The organism is Stenotrophomonas sp., from assembly GCF_059505245.1.
On record NZ_JCACKF010000045.1, the window covers coordinates 161,698 to 184,416 of the forward strand.

Annotated in this window: 17 protein-coding genes and 2 pseudogenes; 6 read left to right on the plus strand and 13 right to left on the minus strand. The window is 65.5% G+C overall.

Annotated features, from left to right (window positions below; translation table 11 throughout):
- The first annotated feature begins 32 nt into the window (after positions 1-32).
- The gene (locus AC5JLE_RS18350) at positions 33-1,478 is read left to right on the plus strand and encodes an FAD-dependent oxidoreductase (protein WP_032962391.1); all 1,446 of its coding nucleotides are present in this window, start codon (positions 33-35) and stop codon (positions 1,476-1,478) included.
- On the opposite strand, the gene AC5JLE_RS18355 is transcribed toward AC5JLE_RS18350, so the two are convergent.
- Positions 1,464-3,872: an ATP-binding protein gene (locus AC5JLE_RS18355; protein WP_496065525.1), complete on the minus strand. Its 2,409-nt coding sequence runs from the start codon at positions 3,870-3,872 to the stop codon at positions 1,464-1,466. The two genes, AC5JLE_RS18350 and AC5JLE_RS18355, sit on opposite strands and share 15 nt — an antisense overlap.
- 166 nt (positions 3,873-4,038) lie before the next feature.
- Here AC5JLE_RS18355 and AC5JLE_RS18360 point away from each other — a divergent pair, with 166 nt between their 5' ends.
- Positions 4,039-4,905, plus strand: a complete 867-nt coding sequence (locus AC5JLE_RS18360) for a methylglyoxal synthase (RefSeq protein WP_496065526.1) — start codon at positions 4,039-4,041, stop codon at positions 4,903-4,905.
- A gap of 325 nt (positions 4,906-5,230) precedes the next feature.
- On the opposite strand, the gene AC5JLE_RS18365 is transcribed toward AC5JLE_RS18360, so the two are convergent.
- The 3 genes from AC5JLE_RS18365 to ttcA are packed head-to-tail and all read right to left on the minus strand — an operon-like array spanning position 5,231 to position 7,932.
- On the minus strand, positions 5,231-6,010 hold the full coding sequence (locus AC5JLE_RS18365; RefSeq protein WP_414934871.1) for a M48 family metallopeptidase: 780 nt from the start codon (positions 6,008-6,010) through the stop codon (positions 5,231-5,233).
- Positions 6,011-6,069: 59 nt separating this feature from the next.
- Positions 6,070-6,975: a recombination-associated protein RdgC gene (locus AC5JLE_RS18370; protein WP_496065527.1), complete on the minus strand. Its 906-nt coding sequence runs from the start codon at positions 6,973-6,975 to the stop codon at positions 6,070-6,072.
- Between the two features lie 36 nt (positions 6,976-7,011).
- On the minus strand, positions 7,012-7,932 hold the full coding sequence (gene ttcA, locus AC5JLE_RS18375; protein ID WP_014645455.1) for a tRNA 2-thiocytidine(32) synthetase TtcA: 921 nt from the start codon (positions 7,930-7,932) through the stop codon (positions 7,012-7,014).
- 91 nt (positions 7,933-8,023) lie between these two features.
- Here ttcA and AC5JLE_RS18380 point away from each other — a divergent pair, with 91 nt between their 5' ends.
- Positions 8,024-8,227, plus strand: a complete 204-nt coding sequence (locus tag AC5JLE_RS18380; protein WP_032962381.1) for a YdcH family protein — start codon at positions 8,024-8,026, stop codon at positions 8,225-8,227.
- A gap of 87 nt (positions 8,228-8,314) precedes the next feature.
- Here the strand turns inward: AC5JLE_RS18380 and plsB are convergent, their stop codons facing one another.
- The 5 genes from plsB to AC5JLE_RS18405 form a co-directional block, all read right to left on the minus strand.
- The gene (gene plsB, locus AC5JLE_RS18385; RefSeq protein WP_032962379.1) at positions 8,315-10,951 is read right to left on the minus strand and encodes a glycerol-3-phosphate 1-O-acyltransferase PlsB; all 2,637 of its coding nucleotides are present in this window, start codon (positions 10,949-10,951) and stop codon (positions 8,315-8,317) included.
- The gene (locus AC5JLE_RS18390; protein ID WP_164110660.1) at positions 10,951-11,904 is read right to left on the minus strand and encodes a hypothetical protein; all 954 of its coding nucleotides are present in this window, start codon (positions 11,902-11,904) and stop codon (positions 10,951-10,953) included. Before AC5JLE_RS18390 ends, plsB begins: the two co-directional genes overlap by 1 nt.
- A gap of 316 nt (positions 11,905-12,220) precedes the next feature.
- Positions 12,221-13,042 (minus strand): S1 family peptidase, encoded by an 822-nt coding sequence (locus tag AC5JLE_RS18395; RefSeq protein WP_032962376.1) that lies wholly within the window; start codon positions 13,040-13,042, stop codon positions 12,221-12,223.
- 218 nt (positions 13,043-13,260) lie between these two features.
- Entirely contained in the window at positions 13,261-13,986 is a 726-nt protein-coding gene (gene pyrF / locus AC5JLE_RS18400; protein ID WP_111205508.1) for an orotidine-5'-phosphate decarboxylase, read from the minus strand.
- Positions 13,983-14,906, minus strand: a complete 924-nt coding sequence (locus AC5JLE_RS18405) for a 5'-nucleotidase, lipoprotein e(P4) family (RefSeq protein ID WP_032962372.1) — start codon at positions 14,904-14,906, stop codon at positions 13,983-13,985. The genes pyrF and AC5JLE_RS18405 overlap by 4 nt, the downstream gene beginning before the upstream one ends.
- Before the next feature lie 101 nt (positions 14,907-15,007).
- On the opposite strand from AC5JLE_RS18405, the gene AC5JLE_RS18410 reads away from it, so the two are divergent.
- A complete protein-coding gene (locus AC5JLE_RS18410) occupies positions 15,008-15,658 on the plus strand; it encodes a YceH family protein (protein ID WP_046427683.1) in 651 nt (216 codons plus the stop codon).
- Between the two features lie 131 nt (positions 15,659-15,789).
- Here AC5JLE_RS18410 and AC5JLE_RS18415 read toward each other — a convergent pair whose 3' ends face one another.
- Positions 15,790-16,314: a GNAT family N-acetyltransferase gene (locus AC5JLE_RS18415; protein WP_164110664.1), complete on the minus strand. Its 525-nt coding sequence runs from the start codon at positions 16,312-16,314 to the stop codon at positions 15,790-15,792.
- Positions 16,315-16,538: 224 nt separating this feature from the next.
- On the opposite strand from AC5JLE_RS18415, the pseudogene AC5JLE_RS18420 reads away from it, so the two are divergent.
- Positions 16,539-16,954: pseudogene (locus AC5JLE_RS18420) on the plus strand (transposase); the annotation flags it as partial.
- Positions 16,955-17,076: 122 nt separating this feature from the next.
- On the opposite strand, the gene AC5JLE_RS18425 reads toward AC5JLE_RS18420, so the two are convergent.
- Entirely contained in the window at positions 17,077-17,643 is a 567-nt protein-coding gene (locus AC5JLE_RS18425) for a DUF4304 domain-containing protein (RefSeq protein WP_164110668.1), read from the minus strand.
- Between the two features lie 248 nt (positions 17,644-17,891).
- Between AC5JLE_RS18425 and AC5JLE_RS18430 the strand changes: the two are divergent.
- Positions 17,892-18,323: pseudogene (locus AC5JLE_RS18430) on the plus strand (transposase); the annotation flags it as partial.
- A 61-nt stretch (positions 18,324-18,384) separates the two neighbouring features.
- Here the strand turns inward: AC5JLE_RS18430 and AC5JLE_RS18435 are convergent.
- The gene (locus AC5JLE_RS18435; protein ID WP_164110669.1) at positions 18,385-18,972 is read right to left on the minus strand and encodes a hypothetical protein; all 588 of its coding nucleotides are present in this window, start codon (positions 18,970-18,972) and stop codon (positions 18,385-18,387) included.
- Complete coding sequence (locus AC5JLE_RS18440) at positions 18,969-22,712, minus strand: RHS repeat-associated core domain-containing protein (protein WP_262217498.1); 3,744 nt, start codon at positions 22,710-22,712, stop codon at positions 18,969-18,971. The genes AC5JLE_RS18435 and AC5JLE_RS18440 overlap by 4 nt, the downstream gene beginning before the upstream one ends.
- Between the last annotated feature and the right edge of the window lie 7 nt (positions 22,713-22,719).

The following is a 22,719-nucleotide window of genomic DNA, read 5'->3' on the forward strand; positions in this document are numbered from 1 at the left end:
GCAACGTTCTCCCTCGCATTCCAGAGCCCGCCATGAGCCGCAAGCACGCCTTCCAGTTCCTCGACCTGCCCCGCACCATGCCGCAGCGCATCCCGGTGGAACTGCGCACGTCCGGCGACTGGGGCGAGCTGTACGGAAAATTCGGCAAGGAGGACGCCCAGTACCAGGCGGGCCGCTGCCTGGACTGCGGCAACCCGTACTGCAGCTGGAAGTGCCCGGTGCACAACGCCATTCCGCAGTGGCTGCAGCTGGTGCAGGAGAACCGCATCCACGAAGCCGCCACGCTGTGCCACAGCACCAACCCGCTACCGGAGGTGTGCGGCCGGGTCTGCCCGCAGGATCGCCTGTGCGAGGGCAGCTGCACGCTGGAAGAGTTCGGTGCGGTCACCATCGGTGCGGTGGAGAAGTACATCGTCGATACCGCGCTGGCCAGCGGCTGGCGCCCTGACCTGGGCGCGGTGCAGCCGACCGGCCGCAGCGTTGCGGTGATCGGGGCCGGTCCCGCGGGCCTGGCCTGCGCCGACCGCCTGGCCCGCGCCGGCATTGCCGCGGTGGTCTATGACCGCTACGAGCAGATCGGCGGCCTGCTGCAGTTCGGCATTCCCAGCTTCAAGCTGGACAAGGACGTAATCCACCGGCGCCGCGACGTGCTGGAGGGCATGGGCGTGCAGTTCCGCCTCGGCGTGGAGATCGGCCGCGACCTCAGCGTGCAGCAGCTGCTGGACACCCATGATGCGGTGTTCATCGGTACCGGCGCCTACCGCTACACCGATGGTGGCCTCGACGGCCAGGACCTGAAGGGCGTGCTGCCGGCGCTGCCGTTCCTGGTGCAGAACAGCCGCATCGTCGGCGGCGATGACCCGAAGGGCCGGCCGATTGCCGGCTGGGAGGACACCATCGCCCTGCCCGACCTCAACGGCAAGCGCGTGGTGGTGCTCGGTGGTGGCGATACCGGCATGGACTGCGTGCGCAGCGCGGTGCGCCTCGGCGCGGCCAAGGTCACTTGCGCCTACCGCCGCGACGAAGCCAACATGCCCGGCAGCGCTCGCGAAGTGGCCAATGCGCGCGAAGAGGGCGTGCGCTTCCTGTTCAACCGCCAGCCGCTGTCGATCGAAGCCGGCGCCGACGATGAAGTGATCGGCGTGACCGTGGTCGAAACCCGGCTGGGAGAGCCCGATGCCAATGGCCGCCAGAACGCCGTGCCGATCGAAGGCAGTGAATCCCTGCTGGAAGCGGACGTGGTTATCATCGCCTTCGGCTTCTCGCCGAGCGTGCCGGCGTGGCTGGCGGACCTGGGGGTGGAAGGCCAGCCCAACGGCCGCATCGTCGCCGGGGGCAAGGACCGCCTGCCGTTCCAGACCGCGCATCCACGCCTGTTCGCCGGTGGCGACGCGGTACGCGGTGCAGACCTGGTGGTGACCGCCGTGGCCGAAGGCCGCGATGCCGCTGCCAGCATCGTCCGCCTACTGGCGCACTGAGTCCGGCAACAGCAGCTCCTCCAGCAGCGCGCGCAGTTCGCACGGCGCCACCGGCTTGGCCAGGAAATGGTCGATGCCCGCATCACGGCAGGCCTCGCGTGTGCGTTCCAGCACACTGGCAGTCAGCGCGACGATCGGCACCTGCGCACGGATGGCACAGGTATCGCCACGGATCGCCCGTGCCAGCGCGAAGCCGTCCATGTGCGGCATATGGCAGTCGGTGATGACCAGATCAAAGGGCTGCGCCTGCCAGGCCTCCCATGCCTGCTGGCCGTCGTCGCAGGCGTGTACCTGCAGCCCCAGCTCGCGCAGGCGCTGCACCAGCAACTGCAGGTTGGTCGGATGGTCTTCAACAACCAGTGCCCGCGCCGGCGGCAGCGGCCGTTGCACGGCCGTCGTGAGCAACGGTACCACCGTCGGCGCCGCACAGGCCGCCAGCACCAGTTCCAGCCATACGGTGGTGCCCTTGCCCGGCGCGCTGCGCAGGTGCAGCTGGCCCCCCATCGATGCCGCCAGCTCGCGGCAGATCGACAGGCCCAGCCCACTGCCACCAAAGCGGCGCGTGGTCGAGGTCTCGGCCTGCTCGTAGGCAGCGAATACCGCCTGTTGCCGCTCCATGCTGATGCCCACGCCCGTATCGGTCACCTGCAGGCGCAACCGCTGCCCGCCATCGCGCTGCTGCAGCACATGGGCCTGCAGCACCACGCTTCCCTGCAGAGTGAACTTGAGTGCATTACCGGCCAGGTTGAACAGGACCTGGCGCAGGCGCAGCCCATCGGCCAGCGACCACTGCTGCAGCATGGGGTCGATCTCGCTGTGCAGGTGCAGGCCGCGGCTGGCCGCGACGGGCATCAACAGCTGCTGCACCGCGCGCACCAGCGCCGCAAGATCGGTCGGCCGCAGCTGCAGTGGCGCTGGCTGCAGGCGCTGGCTGTGCAGCACATCGTCCAGGATCTGCCGCAGCATCTGCGCGGCATCACCCACGGTGGTCAGCACCTGCCGCTGGCCCGCATCCAGGTCACTGGCAGCCAATCGCTCCAGCATGCCCAGCAGGGTACTCATCGGCGTGCGGATCTGGTGGCTCATGGTCGCCAGGAAATGGCTCTTGGCCAGCGCCGCCTGCTCGGCCGCGCGGCGCGCCTCGGCCAGCGCTACTGCACGCGCCTGTGCTTCACTGACATCCAACCAGTAGCCGCTCCACTCCACGCTGCTGTCATCGCACTGCAGCGGTCGTCCCTGCGAGCGGACCCAGCGCCAGCCCTGCGCCGACCGGGTGCGGAACGTAACGTCGATGGGACCGCGCACCAGCGCGGCCGCTTCGATGCACGCCATCACCCGGCTGCGGTCGTCGGCATGCACCGCGGCCAGCAGTTGCAGATGGTCGATCCGCGCAGTCTCCACGCTTACGCCGAACAACGCCTGCACGTCACCGGCGATCTGCGCCAGGCTGTAGTGGCCGGTTGCCGAACGGCGGGCCTGGTAGACCACCGCCGGCAGGTTCGCGGTGACGTCGTGCAACCGCTGCTCCAGCACGCGGCGACGCACGCTCTCGCGATGCACGCGCCAGTAGCCGAAGGCATGCAGCAGCACGAGCGCGAGCAGGATCAGCGACGCCGGCACCAGCCAGCGCAGCGCCGAACCGGTGAGCCGCGCGCGTGGCCGGTCCGGCAGCCAGGCGCTGCGGCTCGACGCGCGATGTGCATCGCTCTCCTGCAGGAGCCGCTGGTCGAAAGCAGCGACCACCTCGGCACAGGCCGGCACGGCCGCGAGTACCAGTGCATCGCCGAAGCCTGCGGGTGCCGCGATCACCACAGCATCACCTGGCTCTGCGCGGAGCGCGGCCTCCAGTTCAGCGAGATTGGCGACCACGGCGTCGACCAGCCCGGCACGCAGCAGTGACAGCGCGTGGTCCAGCGGCGCAGGGGCCAGCAGCTGCGCCCCCGGGGCCTGCTCGGCCAGCAATGGCTCCAGCGGCAGCCGGTCCGGGCTGGCCACGCTGCGGCCACGCAGGCCCTCCAGCCCCAGCACCGCAGCGGCGCCCTCGCGCCGCACGATCACCTGCGGCACCTCCAGGTAGGCCCTGCTGGCCACCCAGCCTGTCGGCAGCTGTGCGCGCGGCCAGCCCAGCAGCACCTGGGTGCCGGCCGGCAGTGCTCCCTCGGTAAGTACCGTCGCAGGCAACGGCTTCGCATGCTGCGCCGCCTGCATGCCCAGCAGCGGCAGGTAATCCGCGGCCAGTCCCGCAACCTCGCCCTGCTGGCTGTATGACAGGGGCGGCCGGTCGGAGCGCCATGCCACCTGCAGGGGGCCCGTACAACCGGATGCAGCGGCGATGCCGGGCAGCAACAGCGATGCCATGACGGCGGCGACGGCGCGGCGGCCGGCGACATTCACGGTAGACGTCCTCATTTCGCGGGCAGGAACCACGGCCGCGCAGCGGTACCGCTGCCAGCCACGCTAGCGAGGCAGGCGTCCGCGACAATGAGAAAAATTGGAAAAGCATCCGCATCGGCGAATGCCGACATACACTGCCGCTTCTACCCGTCCTACGGAGCGCTCGATGCGTATCGGCCTGGCCGCCAACCGTCTCCATCACCACGATGCGCGCGCGGCGCTGTTCCGCTGGCTGCGTGCCAGCGAGGCAGGCCCGCGCGAACTGGGGGTGTCACTGCATGCGGTCGGGCGCACCCACGATGCGATCGAACGGCAGGGATTCCTGGCCGGCTACGGCGGCCTGCACCGGTATCCCTACGGGCGCGAGGGTGGCCTGATGAAGCTGGTGGCCGAGGTGGTCGGCATGGGGCCGGAGCGGACACTGGACGGTGCGATCTACCTGATCGACCCGGTCGATCCGTCCTCGGTGTTTCCGGAAGCAACCGCGCTCAAGCGGCAGTGCGTGATCCACGGCAAGCCGTTCATTTCAACCGTGGCCACTGCACGCGACTGGATCGAGGTGGAGCGCATCCACGCCGGGCTGGCTGCCGACACCGGTGCCGACGACCTGCATGCCTTCCAGGGGCAGACGCTGGCGCTGATCGCGCATGATGCGATGAAGCCGGCGATGCTGGCCTTCGCTGACGAGTACTTCGATGTGCTGGCCCGGTTTGGCCAACGCGTTGCGACGGGCACCACCGGGCAGCGCTTGAACGAGCTGGCCTGGAGCCGGGGTTGGCCCAGCGATACGCCGTGGGTGACGCGTTACCAGAGTGGCCCGATGGGCGGCGATGCACAGATTGCCGACCGGGTGCTGGAGGGGCGCTGCCAGCGCGCGATCTTCTTCGAGGACCCGCATGTGGCACGCCAGCACGAGGCCGATATCCAGCTGCTGGAGCGCGCGGTGACGACGGTGACCGACCAGGCGGTGTGCATCACGGCGCCGCGGGTGGCGGCACGCTGGGCGGCAGCGGCGGCGTTGCGGGCGGGGTGAGGGTTTCGGCCAACGGCTGAGCCCCTCGTGGTGGGTCGTTCAAATCAGAAGCCGTGCTCTGCCGGGCGGGGTGGATTGCGCAGGGGTCGCTGCAAGTACGTCCTTGTAAGCTCGGTCGCCGCATCCATGCGGCTCACGCCCCTGCGCAACCCACCCCGCCCGGCCACGGACAGTTTCCTGTGTGCCCATCACGGAAGAAAGAAGGAAGAGCAGGAGCGGGTCGCGCGCTGCGCGCGCTTTTGTAGAGCCGAGCCATGCTCGGCTGCTGTCGATCGCGAGGGCTGGATATCCGCGCCACGCGCGTCAGCCGAGCATCGGCTCGGCTCTACAACAGCTGGCGGAGCATCGCCTTCAGCCTGCGCCCTTCCAGCTGGAAGTAGTCGCGCTGCTCGCGCCACGCGGGGAAACGTTGTTCGACTTCATGCCAGAACGCGGGCGAATGATTCGGCTGGATCAGGTGGCAGAGTTCATGCACCAGCACGTACTCGAACGCTTCCGGACGACCGAGCACCAGGGCCAGGTCCAGTGCCATGCTGCCGTCCGGCGCCAGCGAGCCCCACTGCGAAGACATCACCTTCAGCCGCAAGCGGCTGGGTGCACGTGGCAGGGTGGGCAGGTACTTCGGCAGCCAGCGGCCGACATCGGCGCGGGTCTGTGCTTCGTAGAACTCGCGCAGCAGGCGGCGCAGGGTGGCATCGCCGGCACGGGTCGGCCACTGCACGCAGGCGCCGTGTTCGTCGATCTCCAGCCGCGCATAGCGGCCTTCCTGCCAGCGCAGGGGCAACAGGTCGCCGCGCAGTGGCAGCACGCCGTTCTCGCCCGGCTGCAACGGGGCGGGCAGGCCCTGGCTCTGGTACTGGCGCAGCTGCAGCGCCAACCAGTCGCGGTGCTGTTCCAGGAAACGCTCGCCCATCACCAGGCTGGCCCGCGGCGGCAGCGTCAACCGTGCGCCGCGCTCGTCCACGCTCAGCTTGATGCGGCGCGCGCGCGGATCGCGCACGCGCAGCACTTCGATCTCGGCATCCTCCAGGCGCAGGCGAACGGTGTCGCGCTGCACGGTAGCGGGCGGGGTCGGGCTGATCAGGCGGCGCAGCAGACGGCTCATGCGCCCAGCATAGCGCTGCTTCGGGCCGCCGGATGACCGGCGACCCACAGGGTGCCTGTTCAGTCAGCCTTGCTGAGCTTGAACGCTTCTTCCAGCAACAGGAACAGGCGGCGGATCTCGGCGCTCTGCAGGGCGAAGCGGGCGTCGAACTCGGCGCGGCGGCCGTCTTCGTCGGCATGCTCCAGCTGGTCCAGTGCGCCGTCGAGGAACTTCAGCTTGCGCACGATCAGGTCGTCGCCGATCACGAAGGACAGGTTGTCCTCGAAGATCAGCGCCAGCTTGGTCACCTGCTTGCCGGCGTCCAGATGCTTGTCGATCTCGTCGCAGCGCAGTTCCTGGTGCTGGCACTTGACCACGGCGCCGCCTTCCACCGGATCCTTCATCTCGCACTCTTCGCCCAGGCTCAGCCCGGTCGGCAGCGGCTCGCCGGCGATCCAGCCGGTCAGGATCGAACGCGGTGCGACTTCGGCGTTCAGCGGCATCGCCGGGAAGCTGCCGAGCAGGCCGCGGATGTCGGACATGAAGTACTCGCCGGTCTTGCGGCTGGGGGTATCCACCGCCACGTAGCCGTGCTGCAGGTCGATGAAGGCATCATTGCGCGAGGACTTCACGAAGGCGCGCGGCAGCAGTTCATGCAGCAGGTCGTCCTTCATCCGCTTGCGCTCGCGGCCACCCGGGCGGCGGCCTTCCTTCTCCTCGATCTCCTCCAGCTTGCGCTCGAGCAGGTCGTTGACCACCGCCGCCGGCAGGATCTTGTCCTCGCCGCCCACGGTCAGCCACAGGTGTTCGGCGATGCGGTGGGAGAGCAGTTCCTTTTCCTCGCGGCCGAACGGCGAGATGAAGCCGCGCGAATTCATTTCCAGCGCGCCGACCGGCTTCAGCAGGGCGTGCGGCAGCAGGGTGTCGACTTCGGAAAAATCGGTGGTGGTCGGGAAACGGAAGAACGTCAGGTTGCGAAAGAACATGGAATTCCGGATGGCGAAGAGGAAGGGCGCCCGACCTTAAACGGTGGGCGTCTCGGGATCTGCGTCGGCGTCGGCCGGGGAGCCGGCCAGCCAGGCATGGGCGTCGGGCAGCGGCGCGTCGTCGCGACGGCCCAGCGCCATGAAGTCGAACAGGGTGGTGTCGGCCAGCTGCGAGGGCCGGACTTCACCCATGGCGCGCGCGATCTGCTCGATGCGGCCCGGGTGGTCCTTTTCCCATTGCTTCAGCATCAGGCCGACCTGGCGGCGCTGCAGGTTCTCCTGGCTGCCGCACAGGTTGCAGGGAATGATCGGGAACCGGCGTGCCTGCGCGTACTCGACGATGTCACTCTCGCGCACGTAGGCCAGCGGCCGGATCACCACGTGCCTGCCGTCGTCGCTGCGCAGCTTCGGCGGCATGCCCGACAGCTTGGCGTGGTGGAACAGGTTCATGAAGAACGTGGCCACCATGTCGTCGCGGTGGTGGCCCAGCGCGATCTTGGTGAAGCCGTGGGTCTCGGCGTAGTTGTACAGCGCGCCACGACGCAGGCGCGAGCACAGCGAACACATGGTCTTGCCTTCCGGGATGACCCGGCTGACCACCGAATAGGTGTCCTGCTCGATGATGTGGTACGGCACGCCCAGGCCTGCCAGGTATTCCGGCAGCACGTGCTCGGGGAAGCCCGGCTGCTTCTGGTCCAGGTTCACCGCCACCAGCTCGAACGGCACCGGCGCCTTCTTCTGCAGCTGCAGCAGCACGTCCAGCAGGGTGTAGCTGTCCTTGCCGCCGGACAGGCACACCATGACCTTGTCGCCGGCCTCGATCATGCCGAAGTCGGCAATCGCCTCGCCGACCTGGCGGCGCAGGCGCTTGGCCAGCTTGTGCTGCTCGCGCTCGGCCACGCGCGGATCGCGGGCGGCGCGCGGTGGGGGATCGGGAAGGGAAATCACGGCACTCATGGGTTCCATTCTAACGGCTCGGAGCCGCCCCGGCCGGGGATCGGGATTCCCCTCTCCCGGCGGTCATCATCGCTGTGTATGCTCGGAGGCTGTGGACACCTACAGCCCCGCCGAGATCGTCGAGCGCCTCGTCGCCCTGCGCGCCGAGCACCGCCTGCTGGATGAACAGATCACCCGCATGGCCGCCAACGGCGAGGACGAGCTGGAGTCCAAGCGCCTGAAGCGGCGCAAGCTGCAGCTGAAGGACTGCATCGCCAGGCTGGAAAGCCTGCAGATTCCCGACGAGCCGGCCTAGAGACCGTCCTGGTGGGTGCCAACCTTGGTTGGCACGGCTGGGAGGTGTGGACCAAGGTCCACACCCACCGCATGGCCGGCGCTGCCTTCAATCCTGCGGCGCAGGCTCGTCCGGGCGGGCCGCTTCCGGGCTGACCCGTTCGATGGTGTGGCGCAGCTCACGGCCCAGGATGAACTTGGCATCCTTGGCCCAGGCATCCAGGCGCTCGTCGAACAGCAGCTTGCTGTTCTCGTCCGGCCACACCAGACGCAGTTCGCGCAGCTTCTGGATGAAGCCACGGAACAGGGACTTGTCGAAGAACTCCGGCGCGGCCGGCGCATAGAGCAGGCTCAGCCGCTGCGCGGCCTGCTGGCACAGGCTTTCCAGCTCGGCAGCGCCGAGCACGCCGGGGCCGTTCTTCACCAGCACCGAGATGGCAATGTAATAGCGCTCGAACGCCTGCTGCAGCGAATGGCCGATCGCGCGCAGGCGGAACACCTCGTCGGTCTGCCCGGTGTTGCGCGCCAGGATGCCGCCGTCGTCATCGTTGACGTTCTGCAGCAGGCCCTCGCGCACGAACACATCGATGGTCCGGTCGATGCGCTGGGCGAACTCGTCCTCGCTCCACGGCAGGAACAGCTCGGCCTGGAGGAACGGGTACACCGTACGGCCCAGCTGGACCAGGCCGGTGCGGCTCATGCGGCGGTTGTTCTGGAAGCAGCAGGCCACCCACGACGAGGCGGTGAACAGGTGCACCACGTTGTTGCGGAAGTAGCTCAGCAGCACTGCGGTGTCGCCGCTGACGCTGAGCACATCGCCCAGCGGGTGCTTGATGCGGGTGAGGACGTTGATTTCCTCGGCGTGGGCGATGATCCGCTCCGGCGAGTGCGGCGTCACCGTCACCCGGTCCGAGTACGGCATCTCGACCAGCAGGGTCTTGCACAGTTCGATCTGCGCGATCAGGTCGGCCTCGCCCATCGCGTGCTTCGGCGTGGACAGCAGGGCCAGCGCCAGCAGGTTGATCGGGTTGACGTCGGCGGCGCCATTGATGCGCACCTGGATGCGTTCGGCCAGCGTGTCCACCGTGGTCGACAGCCAGGCCGGCTTTTCGTCCTCGGACACCGCCTCGCCCTTCCACTCCGGTGCCTTCTCGGCCAGCACGTCGTTCAGCGCGATCGGCTCGCCGAAGTTCACCACCACCTGGCCGTAGTTCTGCTTGAGCACCTTGGGGATGCCCCACAGCAGCGACCAGATCGATTCCTTTTCCTTCGGCCGGCCGGACAGTTCGTCCAGGTAGCTGCCGCCTTCCATCAGCTTCTCGTAGCCGATGTAGATCGGCTGGAACAGCACCGGCTTGCGCGGCTGGCGCAGGAACGCGCGCAGCGTCATCGAGATCATGCCGCCCTTGGGCTGCAGCAGGCGCCCGGTACGCGAGCGGCCGCCTTCGACGAAGTACTCCAGCGAGTAGCCACCGGCCACCAGTTGCGCGACGTATTCGCTGAGCACCGCCGAGTACAGCGCGTTGCCACGGATCGAGCGGCGGATGAAGAATGCACCGCCCTTGCGCAGCAGGGTGCCGACCACCGGCAGGTTCAGGTTGATGCCGGCCACGATGTGCGGCGGCACGATGCCACGGTCGTACAGCAGGTAGGACAGCAGCAGGTAGTCCATGTGGCTGCGGTGGCTGGGCACGTAGACCACTTCGTGCCCCGGCGCGGCGGCCTTGAACTTGTCCAGGTGGTGCACCAGCACGCCCGCATAGATGCGGTTCCACACGTGGCTGAGCATGAAGCTGGCCGAGCGCACTACCGGGCTGGAATAGTCCGCAGCGATTTCCCAGGCGTAGGCGTGTGCCTTCTTCCAGGCATCGGCCGGCTTTGAGTTGTCGCGCTTGGCCTGTGCGGCGATCGCTTCGCGTACCGGCTCGGCGGCCAGCACCTGGTCCACCAGCAGGCGCCGGGTCGACAGGTCGGGGCCGATCACCGATTCACGGATGCGTCGGAAGTGCGTACGCAGCACGCGCTGCAGCTTGCGCACCGTGCGCTCCGGCTCCAGGCCTTCATCCACGGTGTTGCGCAGAGAGATCGGCGGGGCGAAGCGGACGATGGTGCTGCGGCCGTTGAGCAGCACCGCCAGCAGGCGACGGAAGCGGCCGACCAGTGCCCAGTTTTCCGAGAACAGCACCGCGAACCAACCGCTCTGCTTGTCCGGGGCGCGGCCGACGAAGATCGACACCGGCACCAGGTGCACGTCCAGGTCATCGCGCACGCGGTGCGCCTGCAGGACCTTGGCCAGCGAGTCGGAGTGGGTCTTGGCGCCGCGCTGCTCGGGAATCAGCGAGTTGCTGGAGCTGCGCCGCGACAGCGCCAGGTAGGCGCGCTTGCGGCCGGTCGGGTCACCGGCCAGCGGCACCAGCGGCGACGGCAGGCCGGCCTGGCGGCAGGCCTTGTCCAGGATCAGCGCGTTGGACAGGCCGTAGTCTTCCAGCACGTACATGACCGGGCGGCCATCGTTGTACTGGCCCGGGTCTTCCGGTTCGATCTTCAGCGACAGCCACGGCTCGACCAGGCGGCCGAGCAGGCGAGCCCACAGCGGGCGGCGGCCGGCCGGACGCGCGTGCGCGGGCGGCGGTACCGGGTTCGGGCCGGTACCGGTCGAGGGGGACGCCGGCACCGTATCGGCGGGCGTCGACTGGGATTCTTCGCCGGGGAACGGCAGCGGGTTCTGTTTCGACATCGGCGCCATTATGGCTTAGGCGGCGGCGTTGCCGCTTCCCCACCTTCGGCGGGGGCTTCAGCGGCTGCCGGCGACGCAGCCGCGCGGGCCGCGTCGGCCTTGCGCAGCAGCGCGTCGGTGTCGGCCAGGGTACGGGTCAGGTACCAGTGGCCCTCGCGCCGGCTCAGTGGCAGCTGCAGGCTCATCTCGCGGCCGGCCAGGTCGTAGTGCAGGCGTACCAGCGCATTGTCGCCTTCCACCGAGAGCAGCTCGCCCCGTACGCTGCGAAGCGCGTCATCCACGCCCAGCCCGTAGCTGCCAAGCACCGCCTTGAGGGTGTGGATGAACGGCGCCAGCTGCTGCAGGCTGCCCTCCATGCCAGCCGCCTGCAGGCCAGCCTCGTCATCGAAGCCGACCTTGCCGGCCGCGCCGACCAGCGCGGCGATGGTGCTGCGTGCACGGGCGCGGTCACTGATCGGCGCGCCCTGCGCCCAGACAGCAAGGGTTTCGACCAGGGCGATGTAATGGGCCTGCTGGCCGGGCGTGTAGCCCTTCTGATGGCGCAGGTACTGCACCCCGAAATTGCCCATCGACTGCGCGGCCTGGCGCACGGCGCTGGCCTGGCCGGCCAGCTGGCGGTCGAAGCTGCGCTGCAGTTCGGTGCTGGCATCGGGCTTGCGCAGCGCGGCCAGCATCGGCAGCAGCTGGTCCCCCAGCGGCAGCTCGGTCAGCGGCCACTGGCTGTGTCCCTCCGCCCAGGCCTGCTGCAGCCGCTGATACTGGCCTGGCGATACCGACAGCTTTGCGTAGCCGACCAGATCATCTTCGGCCAGGCGCAACGCCATCGCCTGCACCGCAGCCACCGGCTCGGCCGCCGGCCTGGCCGGATCGTTCACAGACTCGCGGCATGCCGCAACGGCCAGCAGCAGCATCGCCGCCAGCCCCCATCCACGCGCAGACCTTGCTCGCACCGCCACGCTCATGCACTCGGACTCCCCGGACCGGCCCGCATCTTGCGGCCTGCGACGTGACAGCGGCAAGCCGTGCGGTCACGTTTCCAACCAAGGGGGTCAGATCCCTTCTGCCGGCAGGCAGAAGGGATCTGACCCCAGAACCACCAGCGGGATAAAAAAAGAGCCCGGATCACGGGGATCACAGGCTCTTCAAACCGGCACGGGGCCGGAGGACAGTGTTGTGGCACATGTCCGGTCCGAGGACCGGATGGCGGCGATCCTACGCTGCCCTTCAAGTTAAGGCAACACTTCACGTAATGCCATGTATGTATTTGATTTTATTGAATCAATCGTGCTGCCAGACGGATTCAATGAAATCTACGGCGTGTTTTTCGGCGATTCGGGCATAAATCCCCGGATAGCCGGCCAGCGCGCAGCCCTCGCCCCAGCTGACGATGCCGAACTGGGTCCAGCCCTCACGCAGGCGCAGCAGCAGCGGCCCGCCGGAGTCCCCCTGGCAGCTGTCGATGCCCTCGCGGCCGGCGCAGATCACCTTGCCGCGCGACAGTTCCCCGCCGTAGGCCTGCTGGCATTCGTCGAATGCCACGAACGGCACCTGCACGGTCTGCAGCTGGGTCGGGTAGACCCGGCCATCGCCGATGTCGGTGTCGCCCCAGCCGATCACGGTGAATTCGCGGCCCGGCTTGAGATAACTGGCGTCGGGCCGCAGCCGCAGCGCCACCGGCTGTGCACCGTCCAGGGGGGCGTTGAGCTGGATCAGGGCCACGTCGTGCTCCAGCGAGTTGCCGCTGTTGAATGCCGGATGGACGTGGATCGCCTTGACGTTGGAGGCGCGGGGCGAGGCTTCGGTGGACAGGGCCGCCGCGTTGCCGACGACGGCGATGCCGCCCGGCGCTTCCCCCTGCATGCAGTGCGCGGCGGTCAGCACCCACGAAGGCGAGATGAGGGTGCCCCCGCAGAAGTGGCGGTCATGATCCGAATCGCCGTCGAAGATGCCCTGGATGCTGACCATGAACGGGTACTCGCCAGCCGGCGCTGCTTCACCGCCGATGATGCGCGGTGCTTCGCGCACCTGCGGCGCAGCGAAGGCGGGTACGGCGGACGCGGCCAACAACAGGCCGATGAACAAAGAGGTGCTGCGATACATATCCCTGTACTCCTCTATCAATGGTTGGAACCGGCGCGGCCGCGGTCCGTGCCGGTGCATCGATTGGGAAGCAGGGATGAAGCCTGCAGCGCGAACGCGCGCACAGTTTCGGTGCAATGCGCTGCCTGCGACAGTCGCAGGCCAACAATTGCGAACGCCATCCCGCATGGATCGGAATGGCGTTCGTGGTGCCGGCGTGACCGGCGTCAGCGGTGGGCTCAGCGTGCAGCCAGAGCCGACGCGATTTCCTGCTGGATTGCCCGCGCAGCGGCCTGCGGATCAGCCGCCAGGCGGATCGGGCGTCCGACAACGATGGCGTCGGCGCCATCGGCGAAGGCCTGGGCCACGCCAACGGTGCGCTTCTGGTCATCGCCGACCGGACCACCGGGACGGATGCCCGGACAGACGATCGAGAACCCGCTACCGGTCGCGGCACGGATCGGTGCAGCCTCCTGGCCCGAGGCGATCACGCCATCGACGCCCGCTGCCTGGGCGGCCAACGCGCGTTCGACCACCACGTCCACCGGCTCGCGGTCGACGCCCATCTGCGCCAGATCGGCGCGCCCCATCGAGGTCAGCACGGTCACCGCCAGCAGCCGCATGTCGCTGCTGTTGGCGGCCGCGCAGGCCTCCATCATCGCCGGGTGCCAGCCATGGATGGTGGCGTAGCTGACCGGCCACTGCGACAGGCGCTTGATCACCGCTGCAGCGGTCGCCGGGATGTCGAAGAACTTCAGGTCGACGAACACGCGCTTGTCGCGGCGGGCCAGCTCATCCAGCACTTGGAAGTACTCGCCGGAGGCGAGCAGTTCCATGCCGATCTTGTAGAACGCCACGCTGTCACCAAGGCGATCGACCCAGTCCAGTGCCTGCGCGCGATCAGGCACGTCCAGCGCGAAGATCAGGCGCTCATCGGCGCGCAACGGCAGCGGTGCGCGGCTCACGGGGCGTAGTCCAGGGCGGCGCGCTTGGCGTCGTGGCGGGCCTGGCGCGACTGGCTGTAGTCGTTGTTGAACTGCGCCGGCTCGAAGCCGCCGTAGGTCGGGTTCGGCAGCATCCACCAGCGCTCGCCGAACCAGTCGTGGTACTGCTGCAGCAGCGCGTCACGGCCGTCGTTGGTGTTGGCGGTCACTTCAACGAAGTCACCCAGCTGGTCGCCGAACTGCATCAGCACGCGGTACTTCTGCCCTGCCAGGCGGCGGCGGCAGTTCTTCTCGCTGCCGGCCTGCTCGCAGCCCGGCACCACCGTGCCCAGGCCAAGGAACACGCTGTCGTCGGCCACCGGCAGGCCCTGCTCGCGCAGGTTGGCCAGGGTCGCGTCCTTCAGGTGCACGGCGCGGTTGGAGATGTAGAGCAGGGTCACGCCCTTGGCATTGGCGGCCTTGGCGAAGTCGACCACGCCCGGGATCGCCTTGGCCTTCTTTTCGGCTACCCACTGGTCCCAGGTCAGTTCGTCGTATTCCTTGCCGTCGCGCACCAAGCGCGCCTGGTAGGGCGAGTTGTCCAGCACGGTCTCGTCCACGTCCAGCACCACGGCCGGCTTCAGGCCCTTGGCGTCGTTGCCGCGCTCTTCCGGCACCAGCGCATCCCAGTGGGCTTCCTTCAACGCCGCATCCAGGTGGTCGGCGGCGGCGCGGTAGGTCTGCTCGGTGATCGCCCTGTACTCCTGCGCGCGCTGCATCCACAGCACGGCGTTGAGGTTGTCGTTGGCCGTGGCATCGAGCGCGCCGTCGGCCTTGGCGGCGGCAGCGGGCGCCTGCGGGGCCGCGGCTTCGGCGGCGGGCGCCTCCACGCGCTTGCAGGCGGACAGGCCCAGCGCCGCAGTGGCGAGCAGGGTCAGGGACAGGGAAACGGGACGACGCATGGATTCACCGGCAATCAGATATACCGGCGCATTTTACCGGCAAAGCCGGCCCCGGGACGGCTATGCTTGGCGGTTGACCCGTTGCCCTTCCGGAGGCCGCCATGACCGATTCCGCCCAGACCCCTGACGTCCCCCTGCTCGACGCCGTGCAGGCCCGCCTGCTGGGCTGCCTGGTGGAGAAGGAGGCGACCACCCCGGACACCTACCCGCTGACGGTCAACGCCGCCCAATCGGCGGCCAACCAGAAGACCGCGCGCGAGCCGGTGATGAACGTGGACGCTGGCAGCGTGCAGCACGCGCTGCGCCAGCTGGAGGCGTTGGGCCTGGCCCGCCAGCACTTCTCCTCGCGCGCCGATCGCTACGAACACCGCCTGCAGGCCGCGCTGGACCTGACCCGGCAGCAGACCGTGCTGCTGGCGCTGCTGCTGCTGCGCGGTCCACAGACGCTGGGCGAGCTGGTCACGCGCAGCGAGCGCCTGCACCGCTTCGCCGACACCGACGAAGCCCGCCATGCCATCGAGCGCCTGCAGCAGCGTGCCCTGCTGGTGGTGCTGCCGCGTGCCAGTGGCCAGCGCGAAGACCGCTACATGCACCTGCTGTGCGGCGAGGTGGATGGCGCGGCGCTGGCGGCGAAGTACGCCAGCAGCAGCGGCAGCAGCGATGCGGCCGACCCGGGCCTGGCCGAGCGCGTGGCCCAGCTGGAAGCGGCCGTGGCCGAGCTGCAGGCACAGCTGGCCGAACTGCGCGTCTGAAGCAATCTACTGGGGTCGGATCCCGCAAGGCGGGCTCTGACCCCAGTGCTATCCCGGGTTGCCGGCCAGCGGCCGGCACTACCGGATGTCCTGCCGATGCAGTGCAGACCAACTGTCGGCACCCACCATGATCAAACCTCGGCCGCGCCCGGCGTGGCATACAGCCGGCTCGGGCTGTCCACGCCCGGCAGCTGGATCACCCCGCGTTCCTGCATGCCCAGGCCCAGCAGGATCTTTCCGGACACCACGTTGTCCAGGTCGGTGATGCCATACAGATCGTGCAGGCCCAGCGCTCCGCGTGCATGCGCGAACACTGCCCGCGCCGCCTCGCCGGCATAGCCCTGCCCGGCAAATTCCGAAAGCACCGCATAGCCGATATCCGGCCCCGGCAGGCCATCACGCCGCACCAGCCCGGCGTTGCCCAGCCAGGCACCATCGGACAAGCGTTCGATGGCATACATGCCGAACCCGTTCAAGGCATAGCTGTGCAGCACGCGCAGCGCGATGTACTCCCGCGCCTGTTCCTCGCTGTGCACATCACGGTCGCCGATGAAGCGCAGGAAACCCGGATCGTTCAACAGCGCCAGCATCGGCACCGCATCGCGATCAGGTTCGATCGCACGCAGGCGCAGGCGTTCACTTTCAATCGGATGCACGCGCAGACCTCCAGCCGAAACCCCGATTCTGCCTCAACCCCCGGCAGTTGCGTTTGATTCTCTCTGCATTGCCGCGGTAGGACGCGCCCGGAATCCTTCAGAGGCCGGGTGGGGCGGGTTCGCGGGGGTATCGGCGCCATGGATGGCGCGAAAAAGGATGCTCTGAACAACTACCCGGGCAGTGCCGGCCGCTTGCCGGCAACCCGAGAGACAATGCGGCTCATCTTGAGGAGCCATCCATGGCATTGCATGAGATCGCCTCGATGCGGTTGTTCGCCCGGCCCGGCGGTCCTGATGCGATTCCGGATGAGACCAAGATCCTCAATGTCCGTCGTCTGCTGGAGCTGCACGGCCTGGCGGCGAAGATGCTTGAAGCGGTGAACGCGCACCTGCCCGAAAGGGTGCCTGCGCGCGGGCACGATCGTGGATCGCCTCCATCATCCACGGGCCCAGCTCAACCAAGAATGCCGAAAGGGCGGGAGATTCTGAGATGCACGAGACCCGCAAGGGCAACCCGTGATACTTCGACATGAAGGTCCATATCGGTGTAGATGAGTTTTCAGGCCTGGTGCATCACGTGAAGCGTACTGCGGCCGATGTCGGTGACATGACGGTCACCCATGAGCTGCTGCATGGCAAATAAGACTGGGTGTTCGCGACAGTGCCTATATCGCCGCAGACAGGCGTGCTGAGCAGCACGTATGGAATGCCGGGATTGTCCAGGCGGCTCTTATTTATTCCCTGTTCGACTTTACAGAGCCTTCAACCGATATCACACCCAATCCTTCGTGCAACTTCCATGGATCTATCACTCCCGTCCCCACGCGCTTTCTCATGCAACTTACGAAGAATAGCGCATGCACTTTGAATGTCCCCGCCTTGGTATTTGAGGATCGCCAGATAGATCTTCGGCAGGGGGTAATTTCCATGTACGGCTTCCAAGAATGCCTCCATTGCCTCTTGAGTTCGCGACCTTTCCAAGAAAGGGAGAACATGTGTTTCCAGTGTCATGGCGACGTTCTTTGGAGTTTGGCCATCATTCAGAGGCCACCAGAGATCGTGATTGTTGACGATCTCTCCAACGCGAGCACGCACGATGCAAAAGGGCTCTTCCACAAATCCTTGAGGCTTGCGGCCCCATGCTTTCTCGAAGGCGTCGACTTGCAACACACCGACATTAATCGTCGCAGTATCACCAGACTTACCTACCTGAATATCAATCACCTCAACAATTGAATCAATCGTGCGATTCCAAAGTGCGCCCTTTCGGTTGAATACAAGGGGTGCAAGGACCTCATCTGTGCGCGCAATGAGTTTCTTTATTGTCATGGCTTTTTAAATTTATCCGGGCCGTAATAGATGACTCGTGCATGCGTGCCGAGCTGCTTTTCGTAATTTGCAGTTTGCCGAGCGCCCGGTGTCATACCAAAAGGTGTATTCGCTTCAACTCGAGGACTCGACCATTCGGTGTGACTGCGTCAGGTTTGTAGACCTTACCGTCAGCTCCAATCATTTGCGGCTCAGATTGCCAGCCAGGTTTCGCTGCAATTCTTTGGGCTAGAGCGGCGTGAGCTGCGCGTCCATTTGCAGCGGCAGCATTCTCTCCGCCGCGCGCATGCAAAGCCGCCCTGGCCCAATGAAGTGCACGGCAGCTGCAACCGGGATCGGATGTTTACAGCGACGGATTAGGCGCCTTTCGTGTGCTGGAGAACGAGCATGCCCATACGGTGACCCAAGCCAGTGGCAATACTGGGTGCGAGCAACCCAATGCGCACTGGGTCAACGTGGTGTTGTCCAATCTGAAGCGTGCGCTGGACGGCACGTGCCATGCCTTCAGATTCTGCAAGTACGCTCATCGCTATCTGGCCGAGGCGCAATGGCGCTCCAAACGACGCTTCGACCTGTCGGCGCTGGTGCCGCGCCCGCTCCGCGCTGCCGCACGGATCACCCCGTGGCCGGAACGGACACTGCGAGATGTGCCCGTATTTCCGGCTGAAGCATCGTGCTAGTTAGCTAGGTGTGTGTTTGGGCAATCAGGACTCCGCGGGAATTGCACTTCGCGCTTTTCGCTCAACCTGCGGGGCTGGAATACATGACAATGCTACGCACCCGCAAGTCCGGGTGTATTTCACATCCGACACTTTCGTCATCGAAACATGCTTTCGGAAGCGCGTCCATGTCCATCTCGAAGACTAGCCTTGAGTGGTTGACGAAGTTGGCATAGCGTCTCCCGTCCTCAATTCCCACAATCAGACGGCCACCGGGGTAGGCGGCTTTCAACTCGGCCAGAGTTGAGCCGACGCCAACTCCCTTCTTGTCGCTCATGCCTTCGGCTGTGGTTCGCATCAGCTCAATCCTGCCATCGTCAATCCAGCATTCGACGGTTACGCCGTCGCGCAATGAGACGTCCATGACCACGTACTCGTCTCCTTCTTGCATGACCAAGCGTTCAATGATGGCGTGCCCGGTTGCGACAAGTTGGTCCCTAGTCATACCCGTACGGAGACCTGCGATTGAACCATGGCTGGTGTCGATGGCCGTCTCCGCTGCGGAGGCAGCCTCAACGGGTGCGTGCTTTGCCCCCTCCAGCACGTCAGAGGGGGCGGGGCTGCATGCCGCCAGCATCAGAACCGAGGCGGCACTGTAGATAATCTTCATTCTTGAGGTTTCCAGTCAGTGAATCGTCCCTGCGTTCCGCCTTGCTTAAGATCTACATGGACGCCGCGGCCATCAGTATATTGATTGACTCTGTTGAACTCACCGGAGCTATGGGCCGCATCAGCGGTCTGCTTCGGCGTGCTCCCACTGATCCGAATGTCTGCCGCGTTGTCCTGCAGATGCTGGCTCCGAGTCGCACCGCCCACAGCCTGGTTTTGCTCCACGGTTCTTTGGCCGCTCGTCACTTCAATGTTCTGCTGGGTCTTATCGCTGAAATTAAGCAATCTGGTTGTCACGGCAGGCCCGGGGTTGGCCGGTGTCCCGCCTAGTGACTTTTGGGGTAGAAGCGTGACGGTCCCGCGGACTTCCGTTTGCGCACCGTGGACGATTCCGTAGTTCGAAACATTCGTCCTGGCGACGTTGACCGCTCCGCTGTCGGTCGTGGTGCGCGTTGTGATTTGGTAAAAGACAAGCGGGCGGACGGGGACTGCCTGCCTACCATCGGGGTCGATGAATTTGTAGGGATTGTTGTTTGCGTATCTGTAGCGGTGGAACATTGCTGCAGGATCACTGTGCGCCGTAACCGGATCCGCGCTCAGGAACAGCCCGATCGCTGGATCGTAATAGCGCTGCCCCATGTATATCAAGCCTGTATCGGGATCGGTGAGATGTCCTGAGTAACCTGGCGTCGAGGCGTCTGGCGCAATGTCCGGCTCGCCGTACGGTGACCAGATGTGGCGGGATAACACCTTGCCGCTGGTGTCGCTGGTCGCAGCAAGTGTCGAGCGCGCATCGTAATGCTGGTAGACCATCTTGACTGCATCGGGGGTACTGGTTCGAATGGAAAGCAGGCTGCTCCCCAAATAGATGTAGTCGGATACATCTGGCCCCGTTGTCGACTCGATCAGCTTGCCATCTGCCAAGTAGTTCCAAGTACGGTACAGCTCGCCTTCCGCGGCAGCGCGATTGCCGCCACCATCATACAGGTACTTGGAAACGAGTCCGCCAGCGCGGAGCCGCCCACCAACATCGAATTCGAACATCTGGCCGTTTCGAGTCGTCATATTGCCTGCCGCGTCGTACCCGATTGCAAATACGCCGTTGCCATCATGGTCGCGAAGCAATTGCAGGCGATTCCACGCATCGTAGTGATACGTGCGCTCGCGCTTTCCCGGAAGGCGCATCGAGATGATGTTATCTAAGGTATCGTAGGCGAACACATACTGCCCATTACCACCGAACGAAGGTGAGTTGGCTCGTACCAGTCGGTCGAGTCGATCATAGCCTAGCGATACAGTGCCCGCGTCGCCGCGCAGGGCATCGTGGATAGTGACGATATTCCTTGCCGAATCGTAGCTGTAATTTAGGTTGACAACCTCGACGTCTAGCACCTCGCTCACCAGCTGACGAGCATTTTCCTGTACGCGACGAGTGACTCCATTGCCATAGGTCATGCTCGAGACCTTGCCACTGGGTGCATAGCTCACCTCGCTGGCCAGCACGGTGCCTTGGCCATCCTGCAGCTTGAGTGGTTGCCCCAGCGCGTTCAGGGTCTGCTGAACCTCATAGCCGTCCGGATAGCGCGTGAGCACCTGTTGACCAAGCCCGTTGTAGGCAAAGGTGGAGGTCCTTGGGCTTGCTGTCCCAACAATTCTGGAGTGGCCAACGACCAAGCCCAGCGAGTTGTAGCTGAGCCCGGTGATGACGGTGACGCCATTCTGGTTGAGAGACGTCTCTGACTTCAGCTTGCCATCGGCGGTGTACTGGAGCTGGAGGTTGCCAAGCCCATCAGGATAGGTCGTCTGGACGATGCGATTACGTGCGTCATGAGCATACGCCACGCGTCGAGTCGAGGAAAAAGCTACATCGCGATCGCACCGGGAGGAATCGGAGAGATCAAGCCCTTGTGCGCTCCAGGCAATATTACCGGCAGCGTCGTACTCGATAACCGTTGCACCGACTTCGGGCTCAATTGATTTGCACAGCCGGAGGTTGTCGTCGTAGACGTATCTCCGGGTGACCGGAGGCGCCGGATTTTCTGGGTCGACAGGCGCTATGGGAGCCCTGCTCGCGGTGGCAAGCGCACTAGCGATCACATCGCCGTCTACAGTGAGAGTAAACCGGCTCGTTCCAGCACCGATGGGTGCAGCAAGAGAGCCGCTGGCACCACTGCCCACCAACACCCCGCCATCACGCCAGAGCTCCGCACGTGAGTCCGTTGCAGACCAGGCCAGCGTTACGTTGCAGGTTTGAGCGCCCGATGCAATCTGGCACATGGCCGGAGTCGCGGACACCGTGCCAGTGGGGGCTGCAGGAACCACAAAGGCGCCGGAGCCATCAAGGGTGTTGTTGGCTTGTCCAACGGGGGAAATTCCATGGACGTAGATCGGTTGTCCGGCACGCTGGCGGCGCTGCTCGTTGCTCATCTGAAGCGAGAAGCGATGATTGCCTCCCGCCTTGCAGGACGCAGCCACGGCCGGCTCACTCGCCAAGTCGGCCTTGCCGGTCAGGAAGATCGTCCCACCACTGCCGGCGGCTCCACCGGAGTAGGCATGAATGTCAATCGACGAATCAATGCCCGTCGAGCACGCCCAGCCTCGAATCTGACCGTCGCTGGTGACACCATCGATGTTGCCGATCACCTTGGACGGCGGCCCGCTGACCGTGACCTGGACATTGTCGCTTTCCCGACCAAACCATTCTTTGCCCTCTTCCAGCAACCGCCATTGGAAGCTGTAGACACCTGGCAATGAAGGAGCTACCACGTCGAATTCAAAGAACGCAGGTAGCTGTGGACTGACGTCATTCGGCATTGGAACCCGCGCCCTACCCCAGCGGACATTGTCATTGGGATTCCAGGACCCCAATGCATAGCCCGCCGACGCCGACCACGTCGTGTTACCCGTGTTGGTGAACTTCAGCTTGACTCGATAGGTCCGCCCGGTCTCCATGCTGGTCGGGACCTCTTGCTCATACATGACGCCGCGATTGAGCCTTCCGGTCGTCTCAAAGATCTGCTCGCTGCTGGTGCTACCGAAGCGAGCACCATTCCGGTTCATTTGCCATTGGAGCGTTGTCGGTCCGTTTTCACTGGCCGCTACTCCGCTGAACGCGAACGTTGCTGTGCCACCCGGAGCCACGTCGTGGGGTACGGCAACCTCGGCAATTCCGAGTTTCGTGGCGCCGGAAACGTAGCGCTCGGCCTGACCCAGTCGATAGCCTTCCCCTGCTCGCCACGTTGTGTTGCCCGTGTTCCGGAAGGTGACAGTACCGCTGAACGGGGTTCCTCTATCGGCCGAGTTAGGCCAGCTTGCGGAAACGTACTCCGCGCCGTCAAAAGGGGTTGGCGGTGCCGCCACCGTGACCGTGATCGTGGGTGAGATCAGCTGTCTGTAAGACTCATTGCCGTTGAAGTTGCGCACGCCAAATGCCTTATAGACATACTGATACGTGCCCGCCGACAGGCCGTTCTCGGTATAGGTCCCGTTCGGAAGTCGGGAGATCACTTGGCCATTGCGCGTGAGCTGTATGTCTTCCAGATACTCAGCTTTGGGGCCAGTGCTTGTGACGCCACTTTTGAGCTGCAACTGATAGGTTGCTGGTGCCGTGTAGGAGATTTGGGCTGGCCCCGTAAGTTCAATCCAAGCGTCAGCGTGTGCCACCTGGCACAGGAAGATGATCATCAGCCCCAGCAGGGCCGCCGCGGCCATGCGCAGTTTTTCAGTGTTCACGAATGCCATCCTTGAC

Bases quoted from the DNA above. Each gene is read 5' to 3' on its own strand.
- AC5JLE_RS18390 (WP_164110660.1), bottom strand. From the start codon at position 11,904: ATGAGCGTGGCGGTGCGAGCAAGGTCTGCGCGTGGATGGGGGCTGGCG.
- plsB (WP_032962379.1), bottom strand. From the start codon at position 10,951: ATGGCGCCGATGTCGAAACAGAACCCGCTGCCGTTCCCCGGCGAAGAA.
- ttcA (WP_014645455.1), bottom strand. From the start codon at position 7,932: ATGAGTGCCGTGATTTCCCTTCCCGATCCCCCACCGCGCGCCGCCCGC.
- AC5JLE_RS18410 (WP_046427683.1), top strand. From the start codon at position 15,008: ATGACCGATTCCGCCCAGACCCCTGACGTCCCCCTGCTCGACGCCGTG.
- AC5JLE_RS18365 (WP_414934871.1), bottom strand. From the start codon at position 6,010: ATGAGCCGTCTGCTGCGCCGCCTGATCAGCCCGACCCCGCCCGCTACC.
- AC5JLE_RS18360 (WP_496065526.1), top strand. From the start codon at position 4,039: ATGCGTATCGGCCTGGCCGCCAACCGTCTCCATCACCACGATGCGCGC.
- AC5JLE_RS18395 (WP_032962376.1), bottom strand. From the start codon at position 13,042: ATGTATCGCAGCACCTCTTTGTTCATCGGCCTGTTGTTGGCCGCGTCC.
- AC5JLE_RS18425 (WP_164110668.1), bottom strand. From the start codon at position 17,643: ATGACAATAAAGAAACTCATTGCGCGCACAGATGAGGTCCTTGCACCC.
- AC5JLE_RS18370 (WP_496065527.1), bottom strand. From the start codon at position 6,975: ATGTTCTTTCGCAACCTGACGTTCTTCCGTTTCCCGACCACCACCGAT.
- AC5JLE_RS18350 (WP_032962391.1), top strand. From the start codon at position 33: ATGAGCCGCAAGCACGCCTTCCAGTTCCTCGACCTGCCCCGCACCATG.
- AC5JLE_RS18405 (WP_032962372.1), bottom strand. From the start codon at position 14,906: ATGCGTCGTCCCGTTTCCCTGTCCCTGACCCTGCTCGCCACTGCGGCG.
- AC5JLE_RS18435 (WP_164110669.1), bottom strand. From the start codon at position 18,972: ATGAAGATTATCTACAGTGCCGCCTCGGTTCTGATGCTGGCGGCATGC.
- AC5JLE_RS18440 (WP_262217498.1), bottom strand. From the start codon at position 22,712: ATGGCATTCGTGAACACTGAAAAACTGCGCATGGCCGCGGCGGCCCTG.